This window comes from Agromyces sp. GXQ0307 (genome assembly GCF_044769845.1).
GTDB lineage: Bacteria > Actinomycetota > Actinomycetes > Actinomycetales > Microbacteriaceae > Agromyces.
Genome location: NZ_JBIZVY010000002.1, coordinates 482,637 through 507,029 on the forward strand (window position 1 = coordinate 482,637; position 24,393 = coordinate 507,029).

At 68.9% G+C, this 24,393-nt stretch carries 7 protein-coding genes; 3 read left to right on the top strand and 4 right to left on the bottom strand.

All coding sequences use genetic code 11. The annotated features are described in order from the left end of the window. Positions 1-34 precede the first annotated feature (34 nt). From ACIQH8_RS07595 to ACIQH8_RS07605, 3 genes are all read right to left on the bottom strand, one after another. Complete coding sequence (locus tag ACIQH8_RS07595) at positions 35-6,346, bottom strand: DEAD/DEAH box helicase (protein ID WP_400996692.1); 6,312 nt, start codon at positions 6,344-6,346, stop codon at positions 35-37. Next, positions 6,343-10,740, bottom strand: a complete 4,398-nt coding sequence (locus tag ACIQH8_RS07600; RefSeq protein ID WP_400996695.1) for a DNA methyltransferase — start codon at positions 10,738-10,740, stop codon at positions 6,343-6,345. The genes ACIQH8_RS07595 and ACIQH8_RS07600 overlap by 4 nt, the downstream gene beginning before the upstream one ends. A 311-nt stretch (positions 10,741-11,051) precedes the next feature. Continuing rightward, a complete protein-coding gene (locus tag ACIQH8_RS07605) occupies positions 11,052-13,943 on the bottom strand; it encodes a helicase-related protein (protein WP_400996699.1) in 2,892 nt (963 codons plus the stop codon). A 336-nt stretch (positions 13,944-14,279) separates the two neighbouring features. Between ACIQH8_RS07605 and ACIQH8_RS07610 the strand changes: the two genes are divergently transcribed. From ACIQH8_RS07610 to drmB, 3 genes are read left to right on the top strand one after another with little or no spacing between them, the layout of a single operon-like run. Further along, the gene (locus ACIQH8_RS07610) at positions 14,280-18,959 is read left to right on the top strand and encodes a sacsin N-terminal ATP-binding-like domain-containing protein (protein ID WP_400996701.1); all 4,680 of its coding nucleotides are present in this window, start codon (positions 14,280-14,282) and stop codon (positions 18,957-18,959) included. Further along, positions 18,956-22,171 carry a helicase-related protein gene (locus ACIQH8_RS07615; RefSeq protein ID WP_400996703.1) on the top strand — a complete coding sequence of 1,072 codons (3,216 nt, stop codon included), beginning with the start codon at positions 18,956-18,958 and terminating at the stop codon, positions 22,169-22,171. Before ACIQH8_RS07610 ends, ACIQH8_RS07615 begins: the two co-directional genes overlap by 4 nt. After that, positions 22,171-23,943 (top strand): DrmB family protein, encoded by a 1,773-nt coding sequence (gene drmB / locus ACIQH8_RS07620; RefSeq protein ID WP_400996706.1) that lies wholly within the window; start codon positions 22,171-22,173, stop codon positions 23,941-23,943. The genes ACIQH8_RS07615 and drmB overlap by 1 nt, the downstream gene beginning before the upstream one ends. Here drmB and ACIQH8_RS07625 read toward each other — a convergent pair. Then, positions 23,927-24,370 carry a very short patch repair endonuclease gene (locus ACIQH8_RS07625; protein WP_400996708.1) on the bottom strand — a complete coding sequence of 148 codons (444 nt, stop codon included), beginning with the start codon at positions 24,368-24,370 and terminating at the stop codon, positions 23,927-23,929. The genes drmB and ACIQH8_RS07625 overlap by 17 nt on opposite strands. Between the last annotated feature and the right edge of the window lie 23 nt (positions 24,371-24,393).

Here is a 24,393-nt window from a genome sequence, read left to right on the forward strand (position 1 = left end):
CGGCGTCCTCTCGGGTGGATTCGGGTCGGCGGCGTCAGTTCACGCCGAGGGCGGCGGCCACGGATGTCGCGTCGGCGTCGACGACCGTCCAGCCGTCGTCTTCGAGTTCGGCACGGTCGCCCCCAGCGGGGTGCAGCAGCACGACGATCTTCGGTTCGATCCAGGCGAACGACGCCGGGATGCCGTCGCCGAGTTCGACCCCCATCTCGGGCACCGGCATGCCCTCGATCGCGTGCAACGCGTGCAGGAGCACTTGTTCCTCGGGGGTCGCGAGGTCGACGAGGCCCTGCCATTCGACGGTGAGGTCGGCGGGGAGGGTCACGTCGACCGGTCCAGGCGCGGCGGCGCCCGCGGTCGGCAGGATGTCGCTGAGTGCGGCGATCGCGACCGACGAACCGTCGAGGCGCGCGCCGAGCAGGTTCGACAGTCGGAGCCAGAACTTCCAGTCGTCGGCGAACAGGGTGCCCGCGAGGGCGGGCATCCGGTCGTCGAGCACGACGGATGCCTCGGTCTTGCCCTGCCCAATGTGCCGGGCGGTGAGCACGGCCCGATCGTGGCGCAGCTGCCAGGTCGTCGGGTCGGTGCCCGGCGGCAGACCGTCGACGAGGGCGGCGGCGGCGAGTTCCTCGACCGTGCGACCGGCGGCATCCACGAGCACGCTCGTCGGCAGGCGCACGAGCATGGGCAGCGCCTCGGCGACGGCCTCCCAGCGCTTGGCGGCCTTCTCCGGGTCCTGCATCCAGCCCATCAGCCACGTCATAGGATTCGCCGTGACGTGGTCGAGCGACGCGAGCGAGAGACCGTACTGTCCCGAGAACGCCGTCGCCTTGCCCGCGTCGAACCACGGCGTCGCGGGTTCGACCTTCTCGTCGCGGGCACGCACGAGGTCGTCCCAGGTGAGCGCGAGCACGAGATAGCCCTGGTCGCGCAGCAACTGGCGTTTCTGGGCGTCCTCTGCAATCTTGTTGTGAGCGACCGACGCATGGAATGCGCGACCGTCGGTGTAGATCGCGATGGGCTTGGTCCCGCCGCCGAACTGCTCGAGCACGAAGTCGGGCTGGGTGTGGCCGAGCATGAGCTGCGGCTGCAGCATCCAGATGCGGCGGCTGCCCGGGAAGGTGACCTGCACCTTGTTGCCGTGGTCGCCGGGGATCTCCTTCACGCCCGCGCCGAGCTTCTTCGCCCGGGCCATGAAGACCTCGCGGAACAGCGATTCGATCACCGGTTCGCCGACGGGCACGCCGGGGTCTTCGCGCGTGACGTCCCAGGCGGTCGGCTCGCCGTCGGCGACGCCGAGCAGCACCGCGAGGCTGTGTTCGGCGCTCGCCCGCGAGACGCGGTCGATGCTTCCGCCCGGCGCGTAGGGCAGCAGGCATCGGTGGCAGGATGCCCGGCCTTCGCCGCGGCACGGGCAGTCGCGCACGGTCGTCCAGGCGATCTCGAGGAGCTCGCGGATGCGGCCGACGTTCGCGAGCTCGGCGAGGTAGCCGGTGCCGCCGGGCACCGCGTCGTGCACGAGCAGCGCGGGCACGTTCTCGGTTCCGTCGGAGAGCGTGGGCTGCACCGTCTCGACGATGCGGAGGTGGTCGGGGTCGCCACCGATGACCTCGCGGAGGCCGCGGAGGATCGCCGCGGCGAGGCTCGGCACGGCGAGGGTGTCGCCGAGCGTGATGCGCGGCGGCAGTCGGAGCAGGATGCCCTGGGTCGTCAGCGTGCGGCTGAGGGCGATCGGGATCGCCTGCTCGTCCCTGGCGTCGCGGTTGGGGCACCACGGCTTGTGCTCGCGTCGCGAATTGGCGTTCGCCTCGGCGTCGAGCTTGCCGCAGACCGCGCAGACGCGGAACAGCGGCGCGGTGCGCTCCTCACCGGCGATGAGCCGGTTTTCGCCGGCCGGACCGACCTTGCCGAGGTTGAGCCAGCGAACCGTGAGGTCTCGCGCGTAGGTGACGCCGAACCCGTCGCCCTCGACGTACCAGGCGTCGGTGATGCCGGCCGGGTCGACGTCGGGGGCGACCTGCATGACGAACCGCTCGCGCTGGCGCTCGTCACGGCTGTCGCCGATGGATGCCTCGTCGCGCCGAACCTCGGCCGAGACCTGCTCGAGCTCGACGACGCGGAGCTGCTGGGCGGTGTCGGCGATGCCGTTCGCACCGCAGCGGGGGCAGGCGGCGTGCGATTGCTCGACCGTGGCGACGTCGTAGCCGAACCCGCAGGCCGGGCAGAACGACCACGTGCGCACGGCTTCGCCGCCGCTGCCGAGGTCGACGGAGTCGACGGCGATCTCGATACCCTGCGCGTAGAAGACCGCACCGGGCGCGAGCTCGCTGATGGCGATGCCCGCGCCGCGCTGGTAGGTAATCGCCTTGTCTCGGTATTCGAGGCTGTCGGGGTCGATCCAGCTGAGCGCGACGTCGAGGCGGACCGAGTCGTCGATGAGCGAGTAGTTCGGCAGCAGCCCGAACCGTTCGAGCGCGGCGACCCAGTGCTCCGAGCGCAGTTCGGCGAGCTGCTTGGTCGCCATCGCATAGGAGGCTCGCGCGGTGCGGTACTCGCGCCGTTCGTCGTCGCCGGCGGTCGGGTGCTCGGCGGCCTTGCGGAGGTCGTCGAGCGCGTCGGCGACGGCGTTCTTGCGGAAGCGCACCTCGTCGACCTGGGCGCTCCAGCGCCGCACCGCCTCCCGCGCGGCCGCCGCGAAGGCGCTCGATCCGGGCTCCTCACCAGGGCTCGCCCACCGGCGGAGGGCCTCGTGCGCCGCCTCGCTCACGCTGTCGGCGTCGAACGCACCGAGGAACGCATCGAGCCGCTCGCCCGCGTGAGCCTCGGCGTCCGCCACGAGGTCGCCGAGGAACGTACCGGGTTCCGTCGATGCGAGGACGTCGCGGGCGTTCCGCGGCGCGTCCGTCAGGTCGGCCGCGCGCCGGTCGACGAGGGAGGCGACGTACTGGCGCCGCAGGATCTCCTCGGCGTCGAGGTACGTGGCGGGGGCGCGCACCGCCCCGTTGATGACGGAGAGCGGTTCGCCGAGCTTCGGCAGCTGTTCGCCGCGTCCGGTCACGAACGCGAGCGAGAAGGCGTTGCCGGTGAGGCGTCCCGCACGGCCGACGCGCTGCAGGTACGACGCGACGGTGCGCGGGAGTCCGGCGAGCATGACGGTCGACAAGTCGCCGATGTCGATGCCCATCTCGAGCGTCGGGGTCGCGACGAGCACGTTCGGGCTGTCGGGCTCGGTGTCCGATGCCTTGAAGCCGTCTTCATAGGCGAGGCGGGTCTCGTCGTCGAGCAGGCTCGTGTGCTCTCGTGCGACGACGCGTCGCATGTCACCGTCGTCGTAGAGGGCGCGGTAGTAGTTCTGGCCGCCGCGGCTCCGACGCAGGGTGCCCGGGCACCGGGACGAGGTGCACGGGCCGTCGGCGAGCTGGTCGACGACGGCGATCGTGCCGGGCACGGGGTTCTGGCAGACGTCGCAGGCGAGCAGATGCCGACCGCCCTCGAGGTCGGCGAGGTCGACCGGATACACGGTGACCGACGACGGGCCCAGGCGATAGACCGTCGCCGCCCCGGCTCCGATGCCCAGTGACGACACGACGCCGTCGGAGTCGAGCTGGGCGAACAGCGACCGGGTGAGGTGCGCCCCGGCGGCAGGGGTGACGCCGAGCACGTCGCGCGCCCAGGTCGCGTACCAGCCCTGGCTCGATCCGGCCTGGTCGAGCTGGCTCTTCTGGCCAGGGCCGCCAGCCGCGGCGGCCGCGCCGATGCGCGCGAATCCGGGGGCGTCTCGCCCGTCGGGGAAGGCGGGCATACCGGCGCCGCGGGGCCGTCCGCCCCAGAGGTACCAGCGACGGCCGTCGTTCTCGAGGTACTTGCGGAACCACTCGTGGTCGATCGCGCCGCGGTCGCGCAGACGTTCAAGCACGCCCCTCACCCATCGCACGACGACGTCGGCGGGCACCTCGGCCGGAGTGTCGTCGTCCAGCGTCGTCGCGGTCGAGAAGCCGGTGAGCACCGACCGGCCGATCGCCTCGAGCTTGGCGGGTGCGCCGGCGCTCACCTCGGCGGCGAGGCTTCCGGTGAGCTCGAGGGTGCGGCCGACGCGGGACTGCAGGCCGAACTCCATGACGAGGTCGAACAGCAGCCGCTGACGCACGCGCTCCTCGACGGCGGGGTCGACGTCGCGCGCGGACTCCGCCTCCCAGAAGTCGCGGAAGTTGTCGTGGTCGACGATCTCGGGCGCCAGCAGGCGGTACCGGGAGTCGCGGTCGTCTCCGGCATCCTGCAGCAGCAGCTCGACGAGCTTCGAGATGTTCGCCGGACGGGTGCCGACGGCGCGGCGCACGGCGTTGCGCAGGCTGAAGACGTGCGAGCGGCTCTGCACGAATCCGGCGCGATGGGCGGCATCCTGCACGCTGTCGGTGAAGACGAGGGCCTTCTTCTCGGCGACGTCGAGCGACTGCTCGCCGAAGAGGGTCGTCACGGCGACCGAGAGCATGGTGGCGACGGCGCTGCCGATGAAGCGGATGCCGTCGGCGCGGCCGCACGACGGGCACTGGTCGTCCTTCGAGCGGTCTTCGACGTCGGGGCCGGTGAGCACGAGCACCGGCAGCACGACGGCATCCTCGTCGGGTGCGGCGTCGAGGATGATGCGGTCGCGCACGTGGAACCAGCGGAGCCCGTCGACGGGCTCGTCCAGCGCACGACGGGCCTCGTTCGGTGCGTGGACGAGGGCGCGGAAGCCGCGCTCGCGGTGGAGGTGGTTGGCACGGATGTCGACGTCGTCGTGGTCGAGGTAGGTGCCGACCGGAGCGAGCTGCACGCCCCAGCCGCTGCGGCCGCAGTGGCGGCAGTAAATCGCCGGGTAGGCGGGAGCGCTGTCGAGGTCGGATACCTCAGCGCCGAGCATCTGCCCGTCGTCGCTCCAGCGGAACCGGGCCACGGGGTCGGCGGCACGGTCGATGCGGGTGAGCGCGCGCAGCCACAGGTGCAGGTCGATCGAGAGCGCGCTGCGGCCCTGCCGCGTGCGGATGTGGCTGAGCGCGGCGAGCACCGTGACCAGGAACGACCGGCGTCGCTCGGCCCGAGTCTCGTACGTTTCGTCGGCAGCGAGACCGGCGGGAAGGATGCGGTCGGCGAGATCGGCGAGGCGCACCGCGTCGGTCGCGGACTCGGCCAGGGCGCGCACGAGCGGATGCCCCGCAGCAAGGGCCGCGGCCGACTCATCATCGAGCGACTCGGGCGCGGCCCCCTCGTAGAGGGCGGCGATGACGCGACGCGTGAGGTCGTCGACCTCGAGTTCGCGCGGGTCGGCGACCGCCTCGATGACCGCATCGACGAGCGCGTTGTCGACGGACCGGGCCGTGAAGCCACCCGCCGATACCCGAGCCCTCGGCTCGCGGGACCACTCGTCGTACGACATCCGCGTCTCGGTGACGACGGAGGTCTCGTCGAAGTCGACGCCGAACACGGTGCGGGCGAAGCCGATCATGGCGGTCGGGTCACCCTGGTCGCCGAGCGTCGCCGAGGTCGCGACGGGCGTGACCTGCACCGGGCCGGCAGCGTACCTCTCGAGCGTGAGCCGCAGCCGGCGCAACAGCATCGCCACGTCGGTGCCCTGGGCGCCGTCGTAGGTGTGGAACTCATCGAGCACGAGGTACTGCAGGCTGCTCGCGCTCTGCTCCCAGATCGACTGGTCTTCGCCGCGCAGCAGCAGCTGGTCGAGCATCTTGTAGTTCGTGAGCAGGATGTCGGGCGCTTCGCCCCGGATCGCCGCGCGGCTCGTGATGAGTCCGTCGGGGGTGACGTGGGAGCGTTCGTCGCCGGTCTGCCCGGTGTAGATCGCCGCCCGGATGCCGCGGAGCTCCTCGCGCGTCGTGATGAGCTCGGTCAGTCGCCGTGCCTGGTCATTCGCGAGCGCGTTCATCGGATACAGGATGAGCGCCTTGACGCCCCCCTGGCCGTTCCGTTTCGCCCGGAGCACGTGGTCGAGGATCGGGTACAGGAATGCCTCGGTCTTGCCCGAGCCCGTGCCGGTCGTGACGAGCGTCGGCAGCGGCTGGGGCTTCGTCTCGCTCAGGTTCGCGCTGCTCAGCCGCTCGAACGCGGCGGCCTGGTGGCCGTAGGGCGTCTGGCCGCTGTCCCATTCCAGCGCCGACGGTCGGTCGGCCTCGGCGGGCCGGAATGGCAGCCGCACCCGCACATACGGCCCCCGGAAGATCCCGTCGTCGGGGTGATCGAGGAACGAGCTCAGCGCACCGCGCGCCTCGACGTCCGCGAGGGCGAACGTCGTCGTCAGGTAGCCGAGCAGGCTCCGCCGGATCTGCTCCGCCTCGACGCTGGGCAGCAGCTCGCTCACGGCCGCTCCTGCAGGATCCGCTCGAAGTGTGCGTACGCCTGCCGCATGTCCGCCTCCCGGTCGAGCGTCACAAACGGAAGTTCGTACGTGTAGTCGATGCCCGATCCCGGGTGCGTCGCAGTGCGCTCCTGCTCGGAGATCGCTTCGCGCTTCTGACGCCAGACTGCGAGCACCGAGCTCGGGACAAGACGCCCGTTGGCGTCGTAGAAGTACGAGTAGCGGTCGTAGCCGTACAGAACAGCAAACTGAGTTCGATAGATCGTACAGAGCTCATCGGCAGTGAGGCCAAGGGAAAGAGCTACGATCGCGTCAATTTCCAGCTGCGCCTGCCGGCGATCCGTAGCTCTGGTCAGGGGGGTCGATAGGGACCATTCAGGAGCCGTGATGGCAAGAGGGCTTCGTCCCGGATACTCCAAGCCGCCCGCCCATGTATCGTGACTGAACTCCCTGGAGAACGAAGCCTCCAGAAACTCGCCGTGGGAACGCGTTAGCGCGTTTAGACGTATGGTCCTAAGCAGTAGCGGATTCTCAAGTTCTTTGGACGACATGAGCGGGACACGCGCTGCCGACGACATGTAGATGCCGCTCTTTGGGGCGACCCGAATGAGCATGTCTGCAAGCAGACTGGACATGGATCCCCCAGCCCGAACGATGTCGCGAACCGCGACGTCCGGATGGCCGGCAGCATAGACCACGTTCACGTGGCCGACGCCTCGCGGTAGCAAGCAGGCGGTCAGAGTGCGCTCGCCGCTATTGGCGGCCATGCCGCGCCACCCAATTCTCGGTAGCGTGACTGAAGACACACCACGCCACTTCGGGTACGAATCCACATACTTGGCAAGCGAGGTCGCCAGCTTGAACGAGGTCTCCGGGATAACCTCGGAATCCAGTGCCTCGAGATCGACCGCATGCCAGTCCAGGTTATGGAGCATCGTTGCGTTCGGCACCTTGTAGATGGGAGTCGACACGAAGATGTGGGGTCCTTGAAGAACCACCTCCTCCAGGCTCGGAGGCTTCCCCCAGCCGTGCTGAATAAGGCCATCGACCTTCGCCTTGGTCTCGGTGAGCCCTGTGCTGAAGCCCAGTCCCAGGCTTGCTACTCGCGTGGCCGATGACAGCTTCCGGAGCACTTCTGCTGTCGCTCCATTGACCGCGTAGACCATTCGCGTGCGACGCAATGGCACGTCAGGCTCTTCGAGTACGGCGTGCCAGACCGCAAGCGTCTCCTCGGTGACTCGGGTGATGCGGCCTCGATGCGGCCTGAGGTCCCATTTGCCCTCGCGGTCCTTCAGGCCGGGTTCTTCCCCAGTGCCGTCGTGGCGAAGCGAACCGACCACGGTCTCGGGGTGATAGAGCGATGTAGCCATCGCGAAGCGGACCTGCTGCGAAGCGCCGTAGACGTGAACACCGTACGAGACGTGGTGATCGACCTCAAAGAGCGTCAGCTCATTGACGAACTGCCAATGCCGCCGAAGTCGCGAGTACGCCGCCTCTCGGAGCAGTCCTGCCTTCTCGTCCGTGAAGTGCGTCTCCGGATGGATCAATCCGATCGAGCCGCGGTGGCCGACGTTCGACCACGTCCGCTCCATGAAGCATCGGTACAGGTCCGGCTGGAGCCCGGCGAGGTGCGGATAGTTCTGCGGCGCACCGACGAACGCCGCAGTCGCGGCGACTTCGGCCGTGCCATCGATCACGAGCGCCCGGATGCCATTCAGATCGAGCGTAGCTGCGCGCTTGGTGCTGACCTGAGCCTGGGTCGGCTTCACCGCGAGCTGCCACCACGGGTCGCCTTCGGCGAGCAGCGCATCGACATCTGCTCGCGGTCGCACCCACGGCGGGTTCCCGAGCTGCAGATCGAACCCGCCGCGCTCGAACACCGTCGCGAAGCCGAGCTCCCAGTGGAAGAAACCTTGCTGCACGGCGATCCGCTCGGCGGCGGCGAGCCAGGGCGTCGCGTCGACCAGGTCGCCCACCGTCTGGGCACCTGCGAACGACAGGTCGAGTTCCTCAGCGTCACCGAGAGCATCCCAGCTCGTCGGCAGCCCCAGAGTCTCACCGCCGGCGGTCTTGCCGGTCTTCTTGCCCTCGAAGTGGGTGCCGAGGATCGCCGTGAGGCCGTCGATCCACTCGTCGAGCGTCGGCGGCTGGGCGCCATCCGTGTTGGTGTCGGTCAGCGGCCAGAACCAGAGCGCATTCCAGGCGTCCATGACGCGACGGAGTCGCTGGAATGCGCCTTCGGGATCGTTGAGTTTGCGTTCGATTTCAGCTCGGGTGACGGGGGTGGCGTCGGGGGTCTCGATACGCTCGCTGGCGCGCGCTACTCGACCGGCGGCGAGGGTAGCGTGTTGGCCCCAAAGGGCGATTTCGCGACGAGCTTCGCGTTCGGCGATGGTGAGGCGGCGAAGAGCGAACTGCCAGAGCGTCTCCACACGATAGGCGAGGTTGACGAGCTTCTTCGTCTGCGCGGCGCTCGGCTTGAGCAGGATCTGCTTGCGCCATGCTTTCAGCTTCGCGAGCGCCTCGGGGGCGAGCTCCTTGGCTTCTTTCGCATCGACCGCGGCACCCCAGCCGTCGGCTGGCAGCAGGAAGTGGTGGATCGCGCCCGCAGTCCCCTGAGCCAGACGGCCCTCGCGCAGGTTCTCGGCGAGCTCGGTGATCGGCACGTCGCGCGGCACGTCTTTGAGCCAGCTCTTCTTCGCGACTTGGTCGGTCGAATACACCGCGCGGCGCGCGCCCATGAGCGAGTTGCCGCGCTTGAGGTGCAGTCCGAACCACGGGGCGGCGAGGCCCTCGACCATGGTGTCGAGCCAGAGCGAGATCTCCGCGAGTTCGACCGCCGTCGCGTTGAGGTCCACGCCGTAGACCTGGTGCAGCGCGATCGAGGCCTTCACCCGCTGCAGCTCGCGCGGGCGATCTTCGGGGTCGACCTTCTCGCCGAGCTCCTTCTCCTTCCGGGTCAGGTACTCCTCGGCGAGCTGGCGCACGGCTTCGATGGCGAACGCGCCCGAACCGAGCGCGGGCTCGCAGACAGTGAGCTCGAGGATCTCGTCGGCGGTCGTCGTGCGGCCGTCCTGATCGAGCAATTCTTCGAGGGCCTGGCTCACGACGAACTTCGTGAGCACCTCGGGCGTGTAGTACGACGCCGACTGCTGACGCTCCCGGCCCGCGAGGCGGTAGACGAAACTTCCGCGCTCGTGCAGCACGGCCTTCTTCTCGCCGGTGATCGGGTCTTCGGCCTGCACGAAGTCCTTCGGCGAGATGCCCGACGAGCGGTCGACCGGTACGACCCAGGAGCCTTTCGAGGCATCCCCGTCTTTCGCGACCTCGAAGAGGTCGGTCGTCGCGAAGAAGCCCGTGTACGACATGAGGCCCTCGTACACGGCGCCGAGCTGGTTGATGCCGAGGTCGGAGTAGCTGATGAAGCCGCGGTCTCGGCCGCGCTGCTCCTTGCTGAGCAACAGGTGCGCGAGCACCCGCTGCATCGCCTCGTCGCCGAGGCCGACCTCATCGATGTGCGCGGTCGCAGCAGGCAGGAACAGGTCGGCCTTGAGGCTGTTGAAGGTCAGCCCCTCGGGCACGTCGGCGGCCTCGGCCGCGGTCTGGGGCCGGTGGCCCTGGTCGACCAAGCGGAACAGCACGCCGAGCGAGTCGTGGAAGTGGGTACGGTCGGCCGCGTCGACGGTCAGTTCCACGAGCACGAGTTCGCGCAGGCGGTCGAGGCTGTAGCCCTCCTCGTACTCGCTCGCCCCGATCGGCAGCACCTCGAGCTCCGGCGACGCCTCGGCGTAGAGGAGGAACAGGATGCGGTAGAGGTAGCGGAGCGCCTGCTTCGCGAGGGGTTGCGCCTCGTCGGCCGGCAGCGGGTCGAGGCCCTTCGCGGCACGGCGGCGCACGACCTCGTTGGCGATGATCTCGATCGACGAGCGCACGCCCTCGCGGAGGTCTTTCGAGACGCCGACCGTGTGCTTCACCGAGTCGTCGAAGACCGAGTCCCACCACACCGTGCCCTCGGCGTCGGGCAGCAGCGATTCCGCCGTGATGCACGCGATCGTGCGGTCGAGCTCGCCGCCCTTCTTCTGGTCGTCGCGCTCGACGACGAGCTGGAGGTTGATCGCGAGCCATCGGCCCTCGGGCCACCGCTCACGGTCGGTGAGGAGCAACCACCGTCCGGCGACGACGAGCGCGAACGCCGGGCCGTCGTCGGCCGCGAACAGGCGCGAGAGGGCGCGCGACGCCGATGCGATCTCGACCGACTCGTCGTCGGCGGGGATGAACGGCTCGGCGAGGGTCGCGGCATCCTTCTGCAGTAGGTCCTCGACCTCGGCGACGTGTCGTGCGTCGAGGACGACGAGCTTGGCGGGCTCGTCGAGCCCGCGCTGCCGCACCGACGCCACCGGGCCACGGCGGTCGAACTCGTAGAGCCCGCTGCCGAATCCGAGCCCGTCGACGAGGGTCCGGCCGATGCGGGCCGCGGCATCCTGCGCGGACGAATCGCCCTCGTCCTCGAGGTCGGCGTAGGCGCGGACCAGCTCCGGCCGGACTGCGAGGAACGCGGCGCGCGACGATTCCTGGCCCGACTCGGCGAGCGCGTCCCACTCCTTGCGGCGCTGCGCGACGCGTGCCTGGAACGACTGCTTCGTGGCATCCGTGTTGAAGTAGTGCTCGCTGATCCAGCCCTCGCCGACGATGAAGGCGTCCGACGCCATCAGTTCACTCCTTCGTTCGGCACGACCAGCAGGAGCGGGCGCACGAGCCGCCGACTCGGCTTCATGGATTCGGCGACGGTCTGTTCTTCTTCGACGGTGAGCCGGCGCTGCTGCAGGTCGCTGCGCTGGATCAGAGCCTGGGCCTCGTCTTCCCAACGCCGCACGCGCTGTGACCAGCGGTCGATGTTCGTCTCGACGTCGGTCGCGGCGGCCTGCGCGAGTTCGGACATCAGCGCGTCGGCGTGCCGCACCGCAGGGCGGATGAGCCGCTGCAGGTCGTCGATGCCCTCGACCGCGCCGGGATTCGACAGCGTGCCGAGCAGACCCAGCTCGTCGAGGGCCTCTCGGGCGCTCGCGTGCGGCGCGACGAGCACGAACGACGGATCGTCGGCGTCGGGCACCGCCGCAGTCAGGAAGGACGAGGCGACCACGTGGCCGCGCCGGTTCGTCAGCGTGCCGATGAGCAGCACCGTCGGGTACGAGACGTCGCCGCGCACCGTGAACACTTCGTTGCGGCCGAGCTTCACGAGCGCGCGGTCGCTCACCCACTCGAGCACCGGATGCAGCGGGCCGAGGTAGTGCGCTTCGGGCCACAGCGACCGACTCGACCGGTCGTCGATCGCCTGCTGCAGCACGCTCTTCGCGAGCGTCTCGGTGACGGCGAGCTTCAGGTGCTCCGTGACCCCCTGATCGCGGAGGTAGCTCTGCGGCAGTACCGCGAGCCGCTGGGCGAGGTCGCGGGGCGGCGTGAACTCCACGAGCCCGTGCCCGGGGTGTCGCCGCCAGCCGACGCCGCCGCCCTGCGCGCCCGGCGCCGCGGCCGGGGTCGTGAAGACCTCTTCGAGTGCGGCACCCAGGTAGGCCTCGTCATCGGCGAACAGACCGGATGCCCCGGCCGACGTGCTGCCCGCGGCAGACGCCTCGGCCGAGGCATCCGCCGTCGGATCGACCTCCTCGGCGGCCGCGCCGAGCAGGAGCGCCAGCCACGGGTCATCCTCGTCTGCCGTCAGACCTTCGATGCCCGGCACGATCTCGTCGACGTCGACGCCCTTCGCGAGGGCCCGCGCGATCGCGTCCTCCTCGGCCGTCACGTCGTACTTGCCCATGAGCGACGCGACGTCGCCGAGCGCCTGGTGCGCCTCCTGCTCGCGCTCCATCAGGCGGGTGAGCACCTTGACGTCGCCCGCGAACCGCTCGTTGCGCGGCGTCAGCAGGATCGTGGTGATCTGCGGGCGGTGGCGCTGCCCGTAGCGGTCGACGCGGCCGTTGCGCTGCTCGATGCGGATGAGGCTCCACGGGATGTCGAAGTGGATCAGCTCGTGGCACTGCGAGTGCAGGTTCACGCCCTCGGAGGCGACGTCGCCCGTCACCAGCACGCGGATCGGCGACGACGACTGCTTGAACGACTCGACGATGCGCTGCTGCTCCTGATCGTTCAGGCCGCCGTGCAGCACCTCGATCTGGTCGGCGCGGAGCTTCAAATCCTTCTGCAGCTTCGCCCGCAGCCACTTCAGTGTCGGCACGCGCTCGGAGAACACCACGGCGCGCTCGGTGCCGTTCGCGGTGATGCCGATCTCGCGGAGATAGGCGACGAGGCGGTCGTACTTCGCCGAGCCCGTCGCCTCGGATTCCGCGGCGAGCTCGGCGAGGCGTTCGAGGGCCGCGCGCTCGACCGCCTGCGCTGCGGTCGGCTCGGCGCCCATGCGTCGGATGCGCTCGGTCGCCGTCTCGCGGAGCGCCGCGGGCGACGACAGGAACGCCTTCGCGAGCGTCCACGGGAAGAGGCCCTTGTTGTCGCCCGAGTACGGGCTCGCCCCCGACGCCGGGTACAGCCAGACATCCGCCAGCTCGTCGGCGATCGCGTCTTCGACGTCGTTCGCGGGCACGGCGAAGTGCTGGAGCTCCTTGCGCTCAGCCCAGTCGCCGCCGACCTCTTCAGCCACCTCGGGGCTGTGGCGGTGGCGACGGATCACGAGCCTGCCGAGCTCGCCGCGATCGATGTCGCCCTCCGGCGACACCGCGGTCGGCTCCAGCAGCCGGATCAGCTCCGCGAACGACTCCTTATTGCCGTTGTGCGGGGTCGCGCTCGCGAGGATCAACGCCTCGGTGTTGCGGGCGAGCAGTCGCGCGAGCGCGTTGTTCTGCGTCTGGCCGGTGATGTTGTGCGACTCGTCGATCACGACGGCATCCCACTTGTGCTTGCGGAGGTGCGCCCGGTACTTGTCCTGCTTCAGCGTGTCGATCGAGATGATCGCGCGCTTGTAGAGGCTGAACGGGTTGCGGGTCGCGGGCAGCTTCTGCCGCACCCGCTGGATGCCGACGGAGTCGAGCCGCACGAACGGGAGTGCGAACCGGGTCCACATCTCGTGCTGCATCTGCTCGAGCACGTGCTTCGGCGTCACGATGAGGATGCGCTCGCCCCGCCCGCGCCGCACCAGCTCGGAGAGGACCATGCCGATCTCGATCGTCTTGCCGAGGCCGACCGCGTCGGCGATCAACATGCGCGGGCGCAGGTTGTGCGGGTCGAGCGTCCGGCGCACCGCCGCCTGCTGGTAGCCGAGCGGGTCGGACAGCATTCGGGTGCTGACCGTCAGGCCGGGCTCGTTGAGCGGGATAGGGGTCTTGCGGAGGGTCGCCTCGAGCCAGAGCTTCGCCTGCCGGTAGCCGGGTGAATCGTCGGCCTTGAGGCGGGCCTCCGCGGGGTCGAGGACGCGGATGTGGTCGAGGTGTTCGTAGAAGGATGCCGTCGTGTCGCGGACGAGCTCGGAGAGGCCTTGGACGCGGACGAGGAGGCCGTCTTGGGTCTGGGTGGCTGCCGTCACCATCCACTCGGCGTCGCGCACGACCACGACGGAGCCGGGCGCGACGTTGAGCGCCGAGCGTTCCGTCACGGGCGCCGAAGTGTAGGGAGTCGGCAACGTGGGAGTCCTCTCGATCCGCGGTGCCGTGCGGGTCGGCTCCGCGACCCTCATGCTAGCGACGGGCACGGGCCCGCCGCAGGAGCACCCCGGCTTGTCCCCCGTCTTGGGGGTGCGTTCGATCCCGGCCTGAGGTTGCCAGGCCTCCTGCGAGTACTGAAAGGATTCGAGGACGGGCATCCGAGGGCGGATGTCGGTGCGGGTCTGTAACGTCACTCGGCTGACCGGTCGGAGCTCGCACGGTCGGCCCTCCGCGCACTCCCGACGCGCGCATGGACGCTCGCGAGCCCTACATCGGAAGGCAAGACCATGGAGTGGAACAGCGCGGACGGCCGGCTGCGCGAGTACGTGCAGGAGCGCCAACGAATCGCGTTGCGCACGTATGAAGTGAACCCGGACCTGCTCGAAGAACACGTCAACCAGGAAGACAGCTTCCGCGCCGGAGGATACGGCGAACGACAGATCAGCGAGCTGCTGCAGAACGCGGTGGACGCACTCACCGCGTCCGGTTCGGCCGGGACCATCGAGTTCCGCATGGCGGGCGGCAACCTGTACTGCGCCAACGAGGGCGTGCCGTTCTCCGAAGGCGGCATCCGCGCGGTTTGCCACGCCTTCCTCAGCCCGAAGCGCGACGAGGAGAGCATCGGGCGGTTCGGCCTCGGGTTCAAGTCGGTGCTCGGCGTCTCGGACCGCCCGCAGATCTTCAGCCGCAGCGTCAGCTTCGAGTTCAACGCGCCCGAGACGGCGGAGCTCTTCGGTGGGATGGCCGCCCCCGACGGACGCGTGCCCCTCATGCGCGTGCCGAGTCTCATCGACGTCGATGCCGCCACGGCCGACGACCCGCACCTGGCCGAGATGCTCACCTGGGCCAGCACCGTCGTCAAGCTCCCCCTCATGCGCGACGGCGCTCGACTCCGAACTGAGCTGCAGGAGTTCAAGACCCAGTCGCTGCTCTTCATGAAGTCCGTGTCCCGGCTCAACATCGTGCTCACCGACCGAGATGGTGCGCCCGTTCCGGCGGCCCACCGACGCGACGGGGACTTGACGTCGGGTGAAGTCACGCTCACCGGGCCGAACACCGAACCGACCGCCTGGCTCTACGCGGAACGCGAGTACCGCCCCAGCGAGGACGTGCTGAAGACGCTCACCGCCAATATGGCCCGGCAATCGATGACGGTGTCGTACGCCGTGCCCAAGCGCGGGCAGACGGAGCTCGGCGAACTGTGGGCCTGGTTCCCGCTGCGCGACAAGACCACCGCGCGCGGAATCTTCAACGCGCCGTGGCAGGTCAACGACGACCGCACCACGCTGCTCGCGACCAGTGCACTCAACGGCGAGATGCTGGAGGTCTGTGCGGAACTGTTCCTCGACGTGGTGATCCGTTCGGCACGGGGCGACGACCCCGCAGCGCACCTCGATCTGTTCCCTGCCCGTGGACGTGAAATCCGTAGTGCGGCAGACCGGATCCTGACGTTCCGCATCCCGGAACTTGCGCGCGGCCGTGCAATCATCCCCGACCGCAACGGCGTGCTTCGCGCCCGCGACCACTTCCGCGACGTGCCGTCACCCGAAGCTCCCTACCCTCCGTTCGAGTTGATGAGGGCCTGGCAGGGCCTCGTCGACCGCGACTCCATCCCCCACTGGTCGGCCTACACCACGGCGAAGGATCGCGTCTCGCGCCTCCGGACGCTGCTGAGGGATGAGGACGGCAAGGCGGCCCCGAACGAGACGACGGTCGTCGCGTGGTTGGAAGAGCTCGGCCATCTGCGAACGACCGAGTCGATCGCCGGAGCGCTCCGCATCTTCCGCGCCCTCCGCAATGCGGGATTCTCCGAGCAGATCGGCTCGGCGAGGATCGTCCCAGTCGAGGGCGGTGGATGGGAGCGGGTCTCCGCGAACAAGGCGGTGCTGATCCCGCTCGACGACGCCCCGGCACCGGACGGCGTCCCGCTCATCGACGCCCGTTTCGCGACCGGCGACGTTCGCGAACTGCTCGAAGCGCTCGGATTCTCGACGGTCTCGACCGATCAGACCGCTGCCGCGCTCGCCGCACGTGCCAGGCCCTCTTGGGGTGAGGGCGACTGGCGCAGGCTGTGGAGCGCGCTCCTCCAGGCGGCGCCGTCGTCGGCCGCCAGGGCGATCACCGACATCCGGGAGCGCGGCATCGACGTGATGGTGGAGACGGCTTCGGGGCCGTGGCGCCCAGCCCGCGAGGTCTTCGCGTCCGACGCGTGGGCACCCACGCTCGCCACTCGTCACGCGAGCGATCTGCACCAGGGCCGTCGAGACCTGCTCGAGGCGGCCGGGGCGCTGAGCGAGGCCGATCCGGATTGGGAGCCCTGGCGCGAGGCGGTCTACTCCGAATACCGCGACGTGCAGCTGAAGTACGTCCGGAACGAACTCCGCCGCAACGGGCACACGTCGAGGCAGCTCGGGGTGCCCGACATCCCGTCCAGCGGCCCCCTGCAGATCCTCGTCGAGCTCCAGGACGATCCGAGCGCGTGTGCAGGTTGGACGAAGGCCCTGCTCAAGGCTCTCCCCTCGCGCACCGCCACCGTTTCGATCACCCTGTCGAGCTCGAAGCACATTGCGGAGATCCCGATCGACGCACCTGACTGGTGGGCGATCCAGACCTACGGCCGCATCGTCACCACCACCGGATTCACTTCGGTCGACGACGCCGTCGGAAGCGCCCTCCGCGCCTACGGGGCGTTCCTCCCGGCGGCCGAATCCGAGGTCTCGATGCGGCTGCCGCTACCTCGAACGCTCGAGGAGGTTCCGGACCGGATCCTCCTCGGGGCACTCGCACGCTCCGGCCAGACGGTCGAATCGGACCGCATGGTGACGGAACTCGTCGTCGAGGCCGCGGGGCGGGCGTCGCTGTCGGCACCCGATGAGATCCCCGCCGTGTCGCGCGGGACGATCGTCCTCCGACGACCGGCGGATGTCGTGCTCGCTTCGTCGGCCGAAGATCGGGCGATCCTCGACGAGCACGGAGTGGCCTATCTCGACGGTTCGGTCGAGGGTGCGGACGCGATCGCCGAATGGGGACTGCGGTCGAGCGACGAAGCCCTCGCCAGGTCGTACGAGATCCGCGACGGGGGCGACGCCGCCCCGCTCACCGACCGGTTCCCGAGCCTTCCCGGGCACAGCGCGCTCCCGCTTGGCAAGGTTCGCCTGCGCCGAAGCCCGGCGATCATCCGGCGCGTCACGACCCCGGGCGGCACCATCGAGCAGCGCCTCATGGGGCACAGGTACGACGACCTCGTCATCGTGGACGACTCGCTCGACGACCAGGGAGTGCTCGAAGAGGTGTCGAAGCAGCTCGGCCTGGGGCTTTCACGCTCCGACATCGCGGCCGTCCTCGACGCGGACGACCAGATGCGGCGGAACGATCTGATCGCCCGAGTCCGAAGCGCACCGACACCGCCCGAGAAGCTGCTGCTGTTGTTCGGGCCCGCCGTGCTCAAGCAGGCGCTCCCCCAGGGGCTTCTGGCTGCGGTCGAGGGGAAGAGCGGCAAGCGCCGTGACATCGACGTCGCGGAGCTCTACTGGCGCGTCCGAGGACATGACAGCCTGTGGTACCTGCGCGACGAGCTCGGCGCGCTCAAGCTGCCCGTGCCTCGCGACTGGGCCGGGTCGGATCAGGCGCAAGCCTTCGTCTCGCGGCTCGGCTTCCCGACGGGGTATGCCGGGACGAAGGAGGTCAAGCGCCCCGCGCTTCAGCAGGTGCTCGGTCGGATCGACCTCAAACCGCTCCATGATTTTCAGGAGCAGCTCGCGGGCGACATCCGTTCACACGTACTCGAGCGCTCGAGCGACGGCGAGCACCAGCGCGGTCTGCTCTACTTGCCGACCGGCGCGGGAAAGACGCGCGTGACGGTTGAGGCCGTCGTCAGGATGCTCGTGGCAGACGAGATCCGGGGACCCGTGCTGTGGATCGCGCAGTCCCAGGAGCTCTGTGAGCAGGCCATCCAGACCTGGACCGACGTGTGGCGAGCGATCGGCGACGAACGGGTCCTCGACCTCAACAGGTTCTGGGGCGACTACGAACTCGACGAATCACGCGAAGAGCTCCAGGTCGTCGTCGCCACGGACGCCAAGTTGCACACACGGATCACCAACGACGAGCGGGCGTATCCGTGGCTTGCCCAGGCCGCCCTGGTGATCATCGACGAGGCCCACCGAGCCGGTACGCTCTCGTACACGTCGATCCTGCGGTGGCTCGGAATCGTCGCCGGACGAGGTCAGGCCAGCGCGAAGACGGCTCGACCCCTGCTCGGCCTGACCGCGACCCCGTTCCGCGGTCGCAACCCCGAACTGAACCGGCTCTTCGCCGAGCGGTTCGGCAACAAGAAGCTCGAGTCGTTGGACCCGGAGGATCCGATCGGTCAGCTCCGTCGGGCAGAGGTGCTCGCAGAGGTCGATCACTACGTCCTCGACGGGATGTCGGTCGATGCGACCGACGCCGACGTCGCAGGCTTCAGGCAGATGAAGGACGTCACCAAGTCGATGCTCGATCGCATCGGTCAGGACATCGACCGGACGAAGACGCTGGTCGACGACATCCTCACCCACGACCCCTCCTGGCCGGTGCTCGTGTTCTCGGCGTCCGTCGCGTCGGCACACACGATCGCAGCGCTCCTCACCCTCGAGGGAGCGAGTGCCGCCGCCGTCGACGGAACGATGCGACCACAGGAGCGGCGACGGGTCATCGAAGACTTCCGCGCGGGGAAGACGCAGGTACTCGTCAACTGCGACCTCCTCACGCAAGGCTTCGACGCACCGAAGGTGCGCGCGCTGTACATCGCGCGCCCGACGTTCAGTCCCAACCGGTACCACCAGATGATCGGCCGCGGCCTCCGCGGACCGAGGAACGGCGGCAAGGAGCGCTGCCTGATCGTCAACGTGGCCGATACCTTCGAAGAGTTCGGGGAGCAGCTCGCTTTCACCGAGTTCAACTACCTGTGGGAGACGCAGAACGCATGAGCGCCACGGATGTCCGGAACGAATACGTCGACGAGTTGCGGCGCATGTGGCTCGGCCCCCTGGATGGACCGAACGAGGTCCTCTCGCGCAACCCTGTCTACGCCTACCTCGTCGGCACGATGTACCCCGTCGAAGAAGGCGCGGTCGCCGCGGTACCGACCGTGCTGGATGAGGACATCGAGGCCGGGGTGCTGCATGGCGAGACCGCCGAAGTGGTCGACGACGAGCTCGACGTCGGTGGAGAACGGCCCGACGAGGACGACGATCCCGGGCTGAGCCTCGTCGGTGCGTTCGGATGGGCTCCGCAGTCGATGGGGATGTCGTTCATCCACGACGGCGACGCGATCATCGTGTCGGTCGACGCGGGCGCGTATCGCGAGGACGAGTCTGCCGAGACCTCGGGTGACGAGCCCGCGGATGGCCCGCGCGAAGCCTGGCGGCGGGAAGACGTGTCGCAGGCTGGGATCCGCATCCCGACGACCGCCCACGGGAGACAGACGACTCTGAATGGCCGTGCAGACCTGGCATGGCGCACTCGGATCATCGGTGAGAAGCGCCTCACGACGATCGCCGTCTCCAACGCTGAAACTGCCGCCGCCGGCAAGGCGAAGTCGGATCCGACCAAGTGCTTGTTCCAGGTCCGCATCCGCGCCGACATCGAATCCGGACGTCTGCACCCATACCCGACGAGCAACCCCGTGACCTCTTCCGACGAGGATCGCGAGCTCGAGCTGCGCTACCGATCCAAGCCGACGTACGCGATCGGCCACGGTACCGCCGTCGTCTGGGACGACGGCGACGCCCCGGGCTACGCGATGACCGAGACCATTCCCCGGCAGGAGGTGCCCGCGGTCCGGGCCCGGGTGAGCACGCTCCAGGCTCTTCAACTGGCGTGGCTCGCCGACGAGAGCGTCAGCGCCGCGGACCTCGGCACCGGGCTCCGTGCGTTCCTCAGCGGATATCGCTCATGGGTGTCGGATCGCGAGCAGGAAGCGGCATCCCTTCCGTCGCGGTTCGAGAAGCCCGCCGCCGCCATCCTCGAACGGATGTCGACCGCGCGAGACCGCATCGAAGACGGCATCCGACTGCTCGAGTCGGGTGGTTCGGTTCTGACGGCGTTCCGACTCGCGAACCGCGCGATGCGTACCCAGATGCTGCAGCAGCGATGGGCGCGCGGCCACGCCGGCCAGATCGGAGTTCCTCTCGAGCCGGCGCCCGAACCCGGACCGGATCGCGAGCCGAGGTGGCATCCGTTCCAGCTCGGGTTCATCCTGCTCTCGCTCGCCTCGACCACGGATGACGAGCACGAGGATCGGGAGTTGGTCGACCTCATCTGGTTCCCGACCGGTGGCGGCAAGACCGAGGCGTACCTCGGGCTGGCGGCCATCGAGATGATCCGACGTCGCCTCGACCGCGGCGTCCACGGCGGCGGAACGGCGGTGCTCACCCGCTACACGATGCGGCTACTCACGGCACAGCAGTTCCAGCGTGCCGCGACCCTGATCTGCGCCCTCGAGCTGCTGCGCTCGGAGGACGACCGGCTGGCGGGGACTCCGTCATTCTCGATCGGGCTTTGGCTCGGCAACACGACGACGCCGGGTACGTACGAGCAGGCCGCCGACCAGATGAAGCGGGTCCTGCGCGAGAAGAGTCCGCAGAATCCGTTCCAGTTCCGCCAGTGCAGCTGGTGCGGGACGTCGATCATGCCAGAGCGCCAGTCGCGCTACGAGGAGCTCTACGGGGTTCGGGCGACCAAGTTCTCGTTCCAGTTCTTCTGCCCGCACGCCGAATGCCCGTTCCATGTCAAGCTCCCGGTCCAGGTGGTGGACGAGGGCATCTTCGAAGACCCGCCGACGATGCTGGTCGCGACGGTGGACAAGTTCGCGCGTCTCGCATGGATCGACCAGGGCGCGTCGATGTTCGGGCTCGGCGGCGTGGCGTACGACCCGCCGTCGCTTGTGATTCAGGACGAGCTGCACCTCATCGCGGGTCCGCTCGGAACGATCGTGGGCATCTACGAGGCGGCGATCCGGGGCCTCATGTCATGGAAGGGCACGGCGCCGAAGGTCGTCGCTTCGACCGCCACGACCCGCGCCTCGGCCGACCAGATCCGCGAACTCATGGCGTCGAAGGTCTCGGTGTTCCCGCCGAGTGGGCTCGACGCCGACGACAGCTACTTCGCCGAGCCCGACCCGGATCGCGCCGGCCGCATGTACGTCGGGATCATGCCGCAGGCCCACACCCCGTCGTGGGCGCTGGGCCAGATCTCGACCGAGATGCTGAACGCTCCGGTTCGGCTCGGGATGACGGGCGCGGAGCTGGATGCCTACTGGACGCTCGTCGTCTACCACAACAGCCTCCGGGAGCTGGGGCGGACCGTGACCATCCTGCGCGACGACGTCCGAGCCGCACTCGATCGAAGGGCCGATCGCGATGACGACGGACCGTCGAGGACGCTCGCGAAGGACGGCATCGAGGAACTCAACGGCAACGTCTCGTCCGACGAACTCCTCCGCATCCTCGAACAGCTCGGCGAGGGGCCGGAGAGCGGCGGCAAGCCGCTCGACGCACTCGCGACGACGAACATCATGTCCGTCGGCATCGATGTCAGTCGGCTCGGGCTGATGCTCGTGAACGGCCAGCCGAAGTCGACGTCCGAGTACATCCAGGCCACGAGCCGAGTCGGACGTGGCGATGTGCCGGGACTGGTCGTCACGATGTACCGCTCGGGCAAGCCGCGCGATCGGTCCGTGTTCGAGTCGTTCACGGCGTATCACCGGGCGTACTACCGGTTCGTGGAACCGGGGACGGTGACGCCGTGGTCACTCCAGGCGCGGCGAAGGGCGCTTCGCGCGGCTTTGGTGATCCTCGTGCGGCACGGCGCGGGGCTGAATCTGAACGACAAGGCGAGCCAGTTTGATGTGGATGCCTCGCCCGTCAAGAAGGCTGTCGAGATGCTCACTCGGCATGTGCAGGTGGCCGATGGCCGCGAAGCGGAAAAGGTGGCCGACGAACTGCAGAAGGCGCTCGACGACTGGGAGCATCGCGCCGAGGATGCTGGACTCAGCGGCACCCCGTTGATGTATCGGTCATTCACCGCGGGCGAGCGACTGCTCAAGCAGTTCACGGACACCGGCGCCGGGTGGTCGACGATGAACTCGATGCGGTCGGTGGATCGCGTCGTCCGAGTGCGAGCGGATGGTGAACGCTGATGGCGAAGAACGACAAGGTGATCCGGACGATCCGGCTCAGCGAGACCGTCTCCCCGTTCGGCCCGGGCGCCCTCGTCGATATCCTCGGCGAATCGTTCATGGCGATGACGGGGGACGAGTGGCCGCCGGCCAGCGTGCGCAACTCGGTGTCGTGCGATCGGCTCGCCGCCAAACTCCGAGTCGACGAGCTGTGGGCCGCGCCGAGCAGCGGTGAACCCGACGCACCCAAGACCCCAGGGCTCGAATTCGCCCGGTTCCCCGCCTGGTTGTTCTGTCAAGAGTGCCGACGGATGACGCGCTGGACCCGGATGATGGAGTCCGGCTCTACTCCGAAATGCCCCGACTGCGAGGGCCGGCTCGTGCCGATGCGATTCGTCACGGTATGCGCCACCAAGAGCCACGCAGACGACGTGCCCTGGCCCGATTGGGTCCACCGCGCCGGGTCGGGTACCTGCGATCGGAAGGACCGCCTGCGTTTCCACCCGTCCAAGGGTGCCCGTGAGGGCCTGAGCGCTCTCCAAGTCTCCTGCGACGCGTGCAAGACGACTCGGTCGCTCGGCGATCTTCGCGGCGATGTCTTGGTGCGCGACGGCTTCACCTGTCGTGGCAAGCAGCCGTGGGAACGCGAGTGGGGGAACTGTGGAAAGCCGCTCGAAGTGCTGCAGCGTGGTGCCACGAGCCTCTACTTCGGTGAGGTCGTCTCCGCGATCGACATTCCTGAGGTCGAGGGTCGCGAGGCGGAGCTCGACGAGATCATCCTGAAGCACCCCTTCTGGCCTGCCGTGCAGAACGGGTACGCCGATCTGGTGGATCCGATGGTGACCGAACTCGCCAACGCCCACGGGCACCCCGAAGAGACTGTCCGCCACCGCGTCCGAGCTCTCACAAGCGACGAACCGACGCTCCAAGACACGAAGCGGTCGCTCCTGAGCGAAGAGTTCGAAGCCTTCGTCGCGGCGATCTCGGGTTCGGCGCCCGCGGAGGACTTCGTCACCCGCGTCGAGCGACGTTCGGAACGCACACCGGCCGGGCTTGGAGACGTGGTGCTGGTCGACCGGCTACGCGAAGTGCGCGCCACGATCGGGTTCCGGCGGTACACGCCCGAGGCCCAGCTCGTGCCTTCGGTGCCCAAGCGCCCGATGGAGCGGAGCTGGTACCCCGCCGTCGAGGGATACGGCGAGGGGATCTTCATCACGTTCGATTCCGCCGCGGTCGACGTGTGGGCCGCGCAGGACGGGGTGCAGCGACGCGCCGATCGGATCGAGTCGAACCAGGAAGGCTCGATGCTCGGCAGCCGCCTGCACGAGACCAGCCCGCCGTTCCTGCTGCTGCACGCCTTCGCGCACGCGATCATGCGCGAGCTCGCCTTCGTGAGCGGGTATTCGGCACCGTCTCTTCGCGAGCGCATCTACTGCGAGAGCACCGGCGACTACGGCGTCTTCATCTACACCACGTCGACCGATGTGGAAGGGACGCTCGGCGGTCTCGCGCGCCAGGGCGAAGCCGACTACCTCACCGGCGTCGTGCTGCGCTCGCTCGAGCAGGTCGCCTGGTGCGCGAACGACCCGGTGTGCTCGGAGTCCGATCCGCAGAGCATCGACGGCCTGAACCTCGCGGCGTGCCACGCGTGTCTCCTTGCGCCGGAGACGTCCTGCGAGAGCTTCAACCTCCTGCTCGATCGGGCGATGCTGGTCGGCGGAGACGGGTTCGATGGGTACTTCCAGGACGTCATCGACTCCGCCCTCGACGTGTCCGTCAGCGCGATGGGCTGAGCTGCTCGTAGGCGTCACGGATGCGCGCGCCGACCCCTTCGGGGTCGGCGCGCACGTCGTGCTCCCAGACGCGCAGCACGGTCCATCCGCGCTGCCCGAGGGTGTCGTCGGTGTTCCGGTCACGCGCTCGGTTCGCCTGCACCTTCGCATCCCAGTAGGTCTGGTTGCGACCCGGCCGCTGATAGTGGTCGGGGCACCCGTGCCAGAAGCATCCGTCGATGAAGACCGCCAGCTTCGCCCGCGTGAACACGATGTCTGCCGACCGGCGAAGCCCCTTCACCGGCGGAGAGTTCACGCGGTACCGGAGTCCTTGCGCATACAGCAATCTGCGCACCGCCAGCTCGGGCCCGGTGTCGCGCCCCCGGTTCGCGACCATCGATTTGCGGGTGCCCTCGGAGGTCGCCCAGGATGTCCTCTGCCCACCCATCGCCACCTCCCGGACCTCGTCCG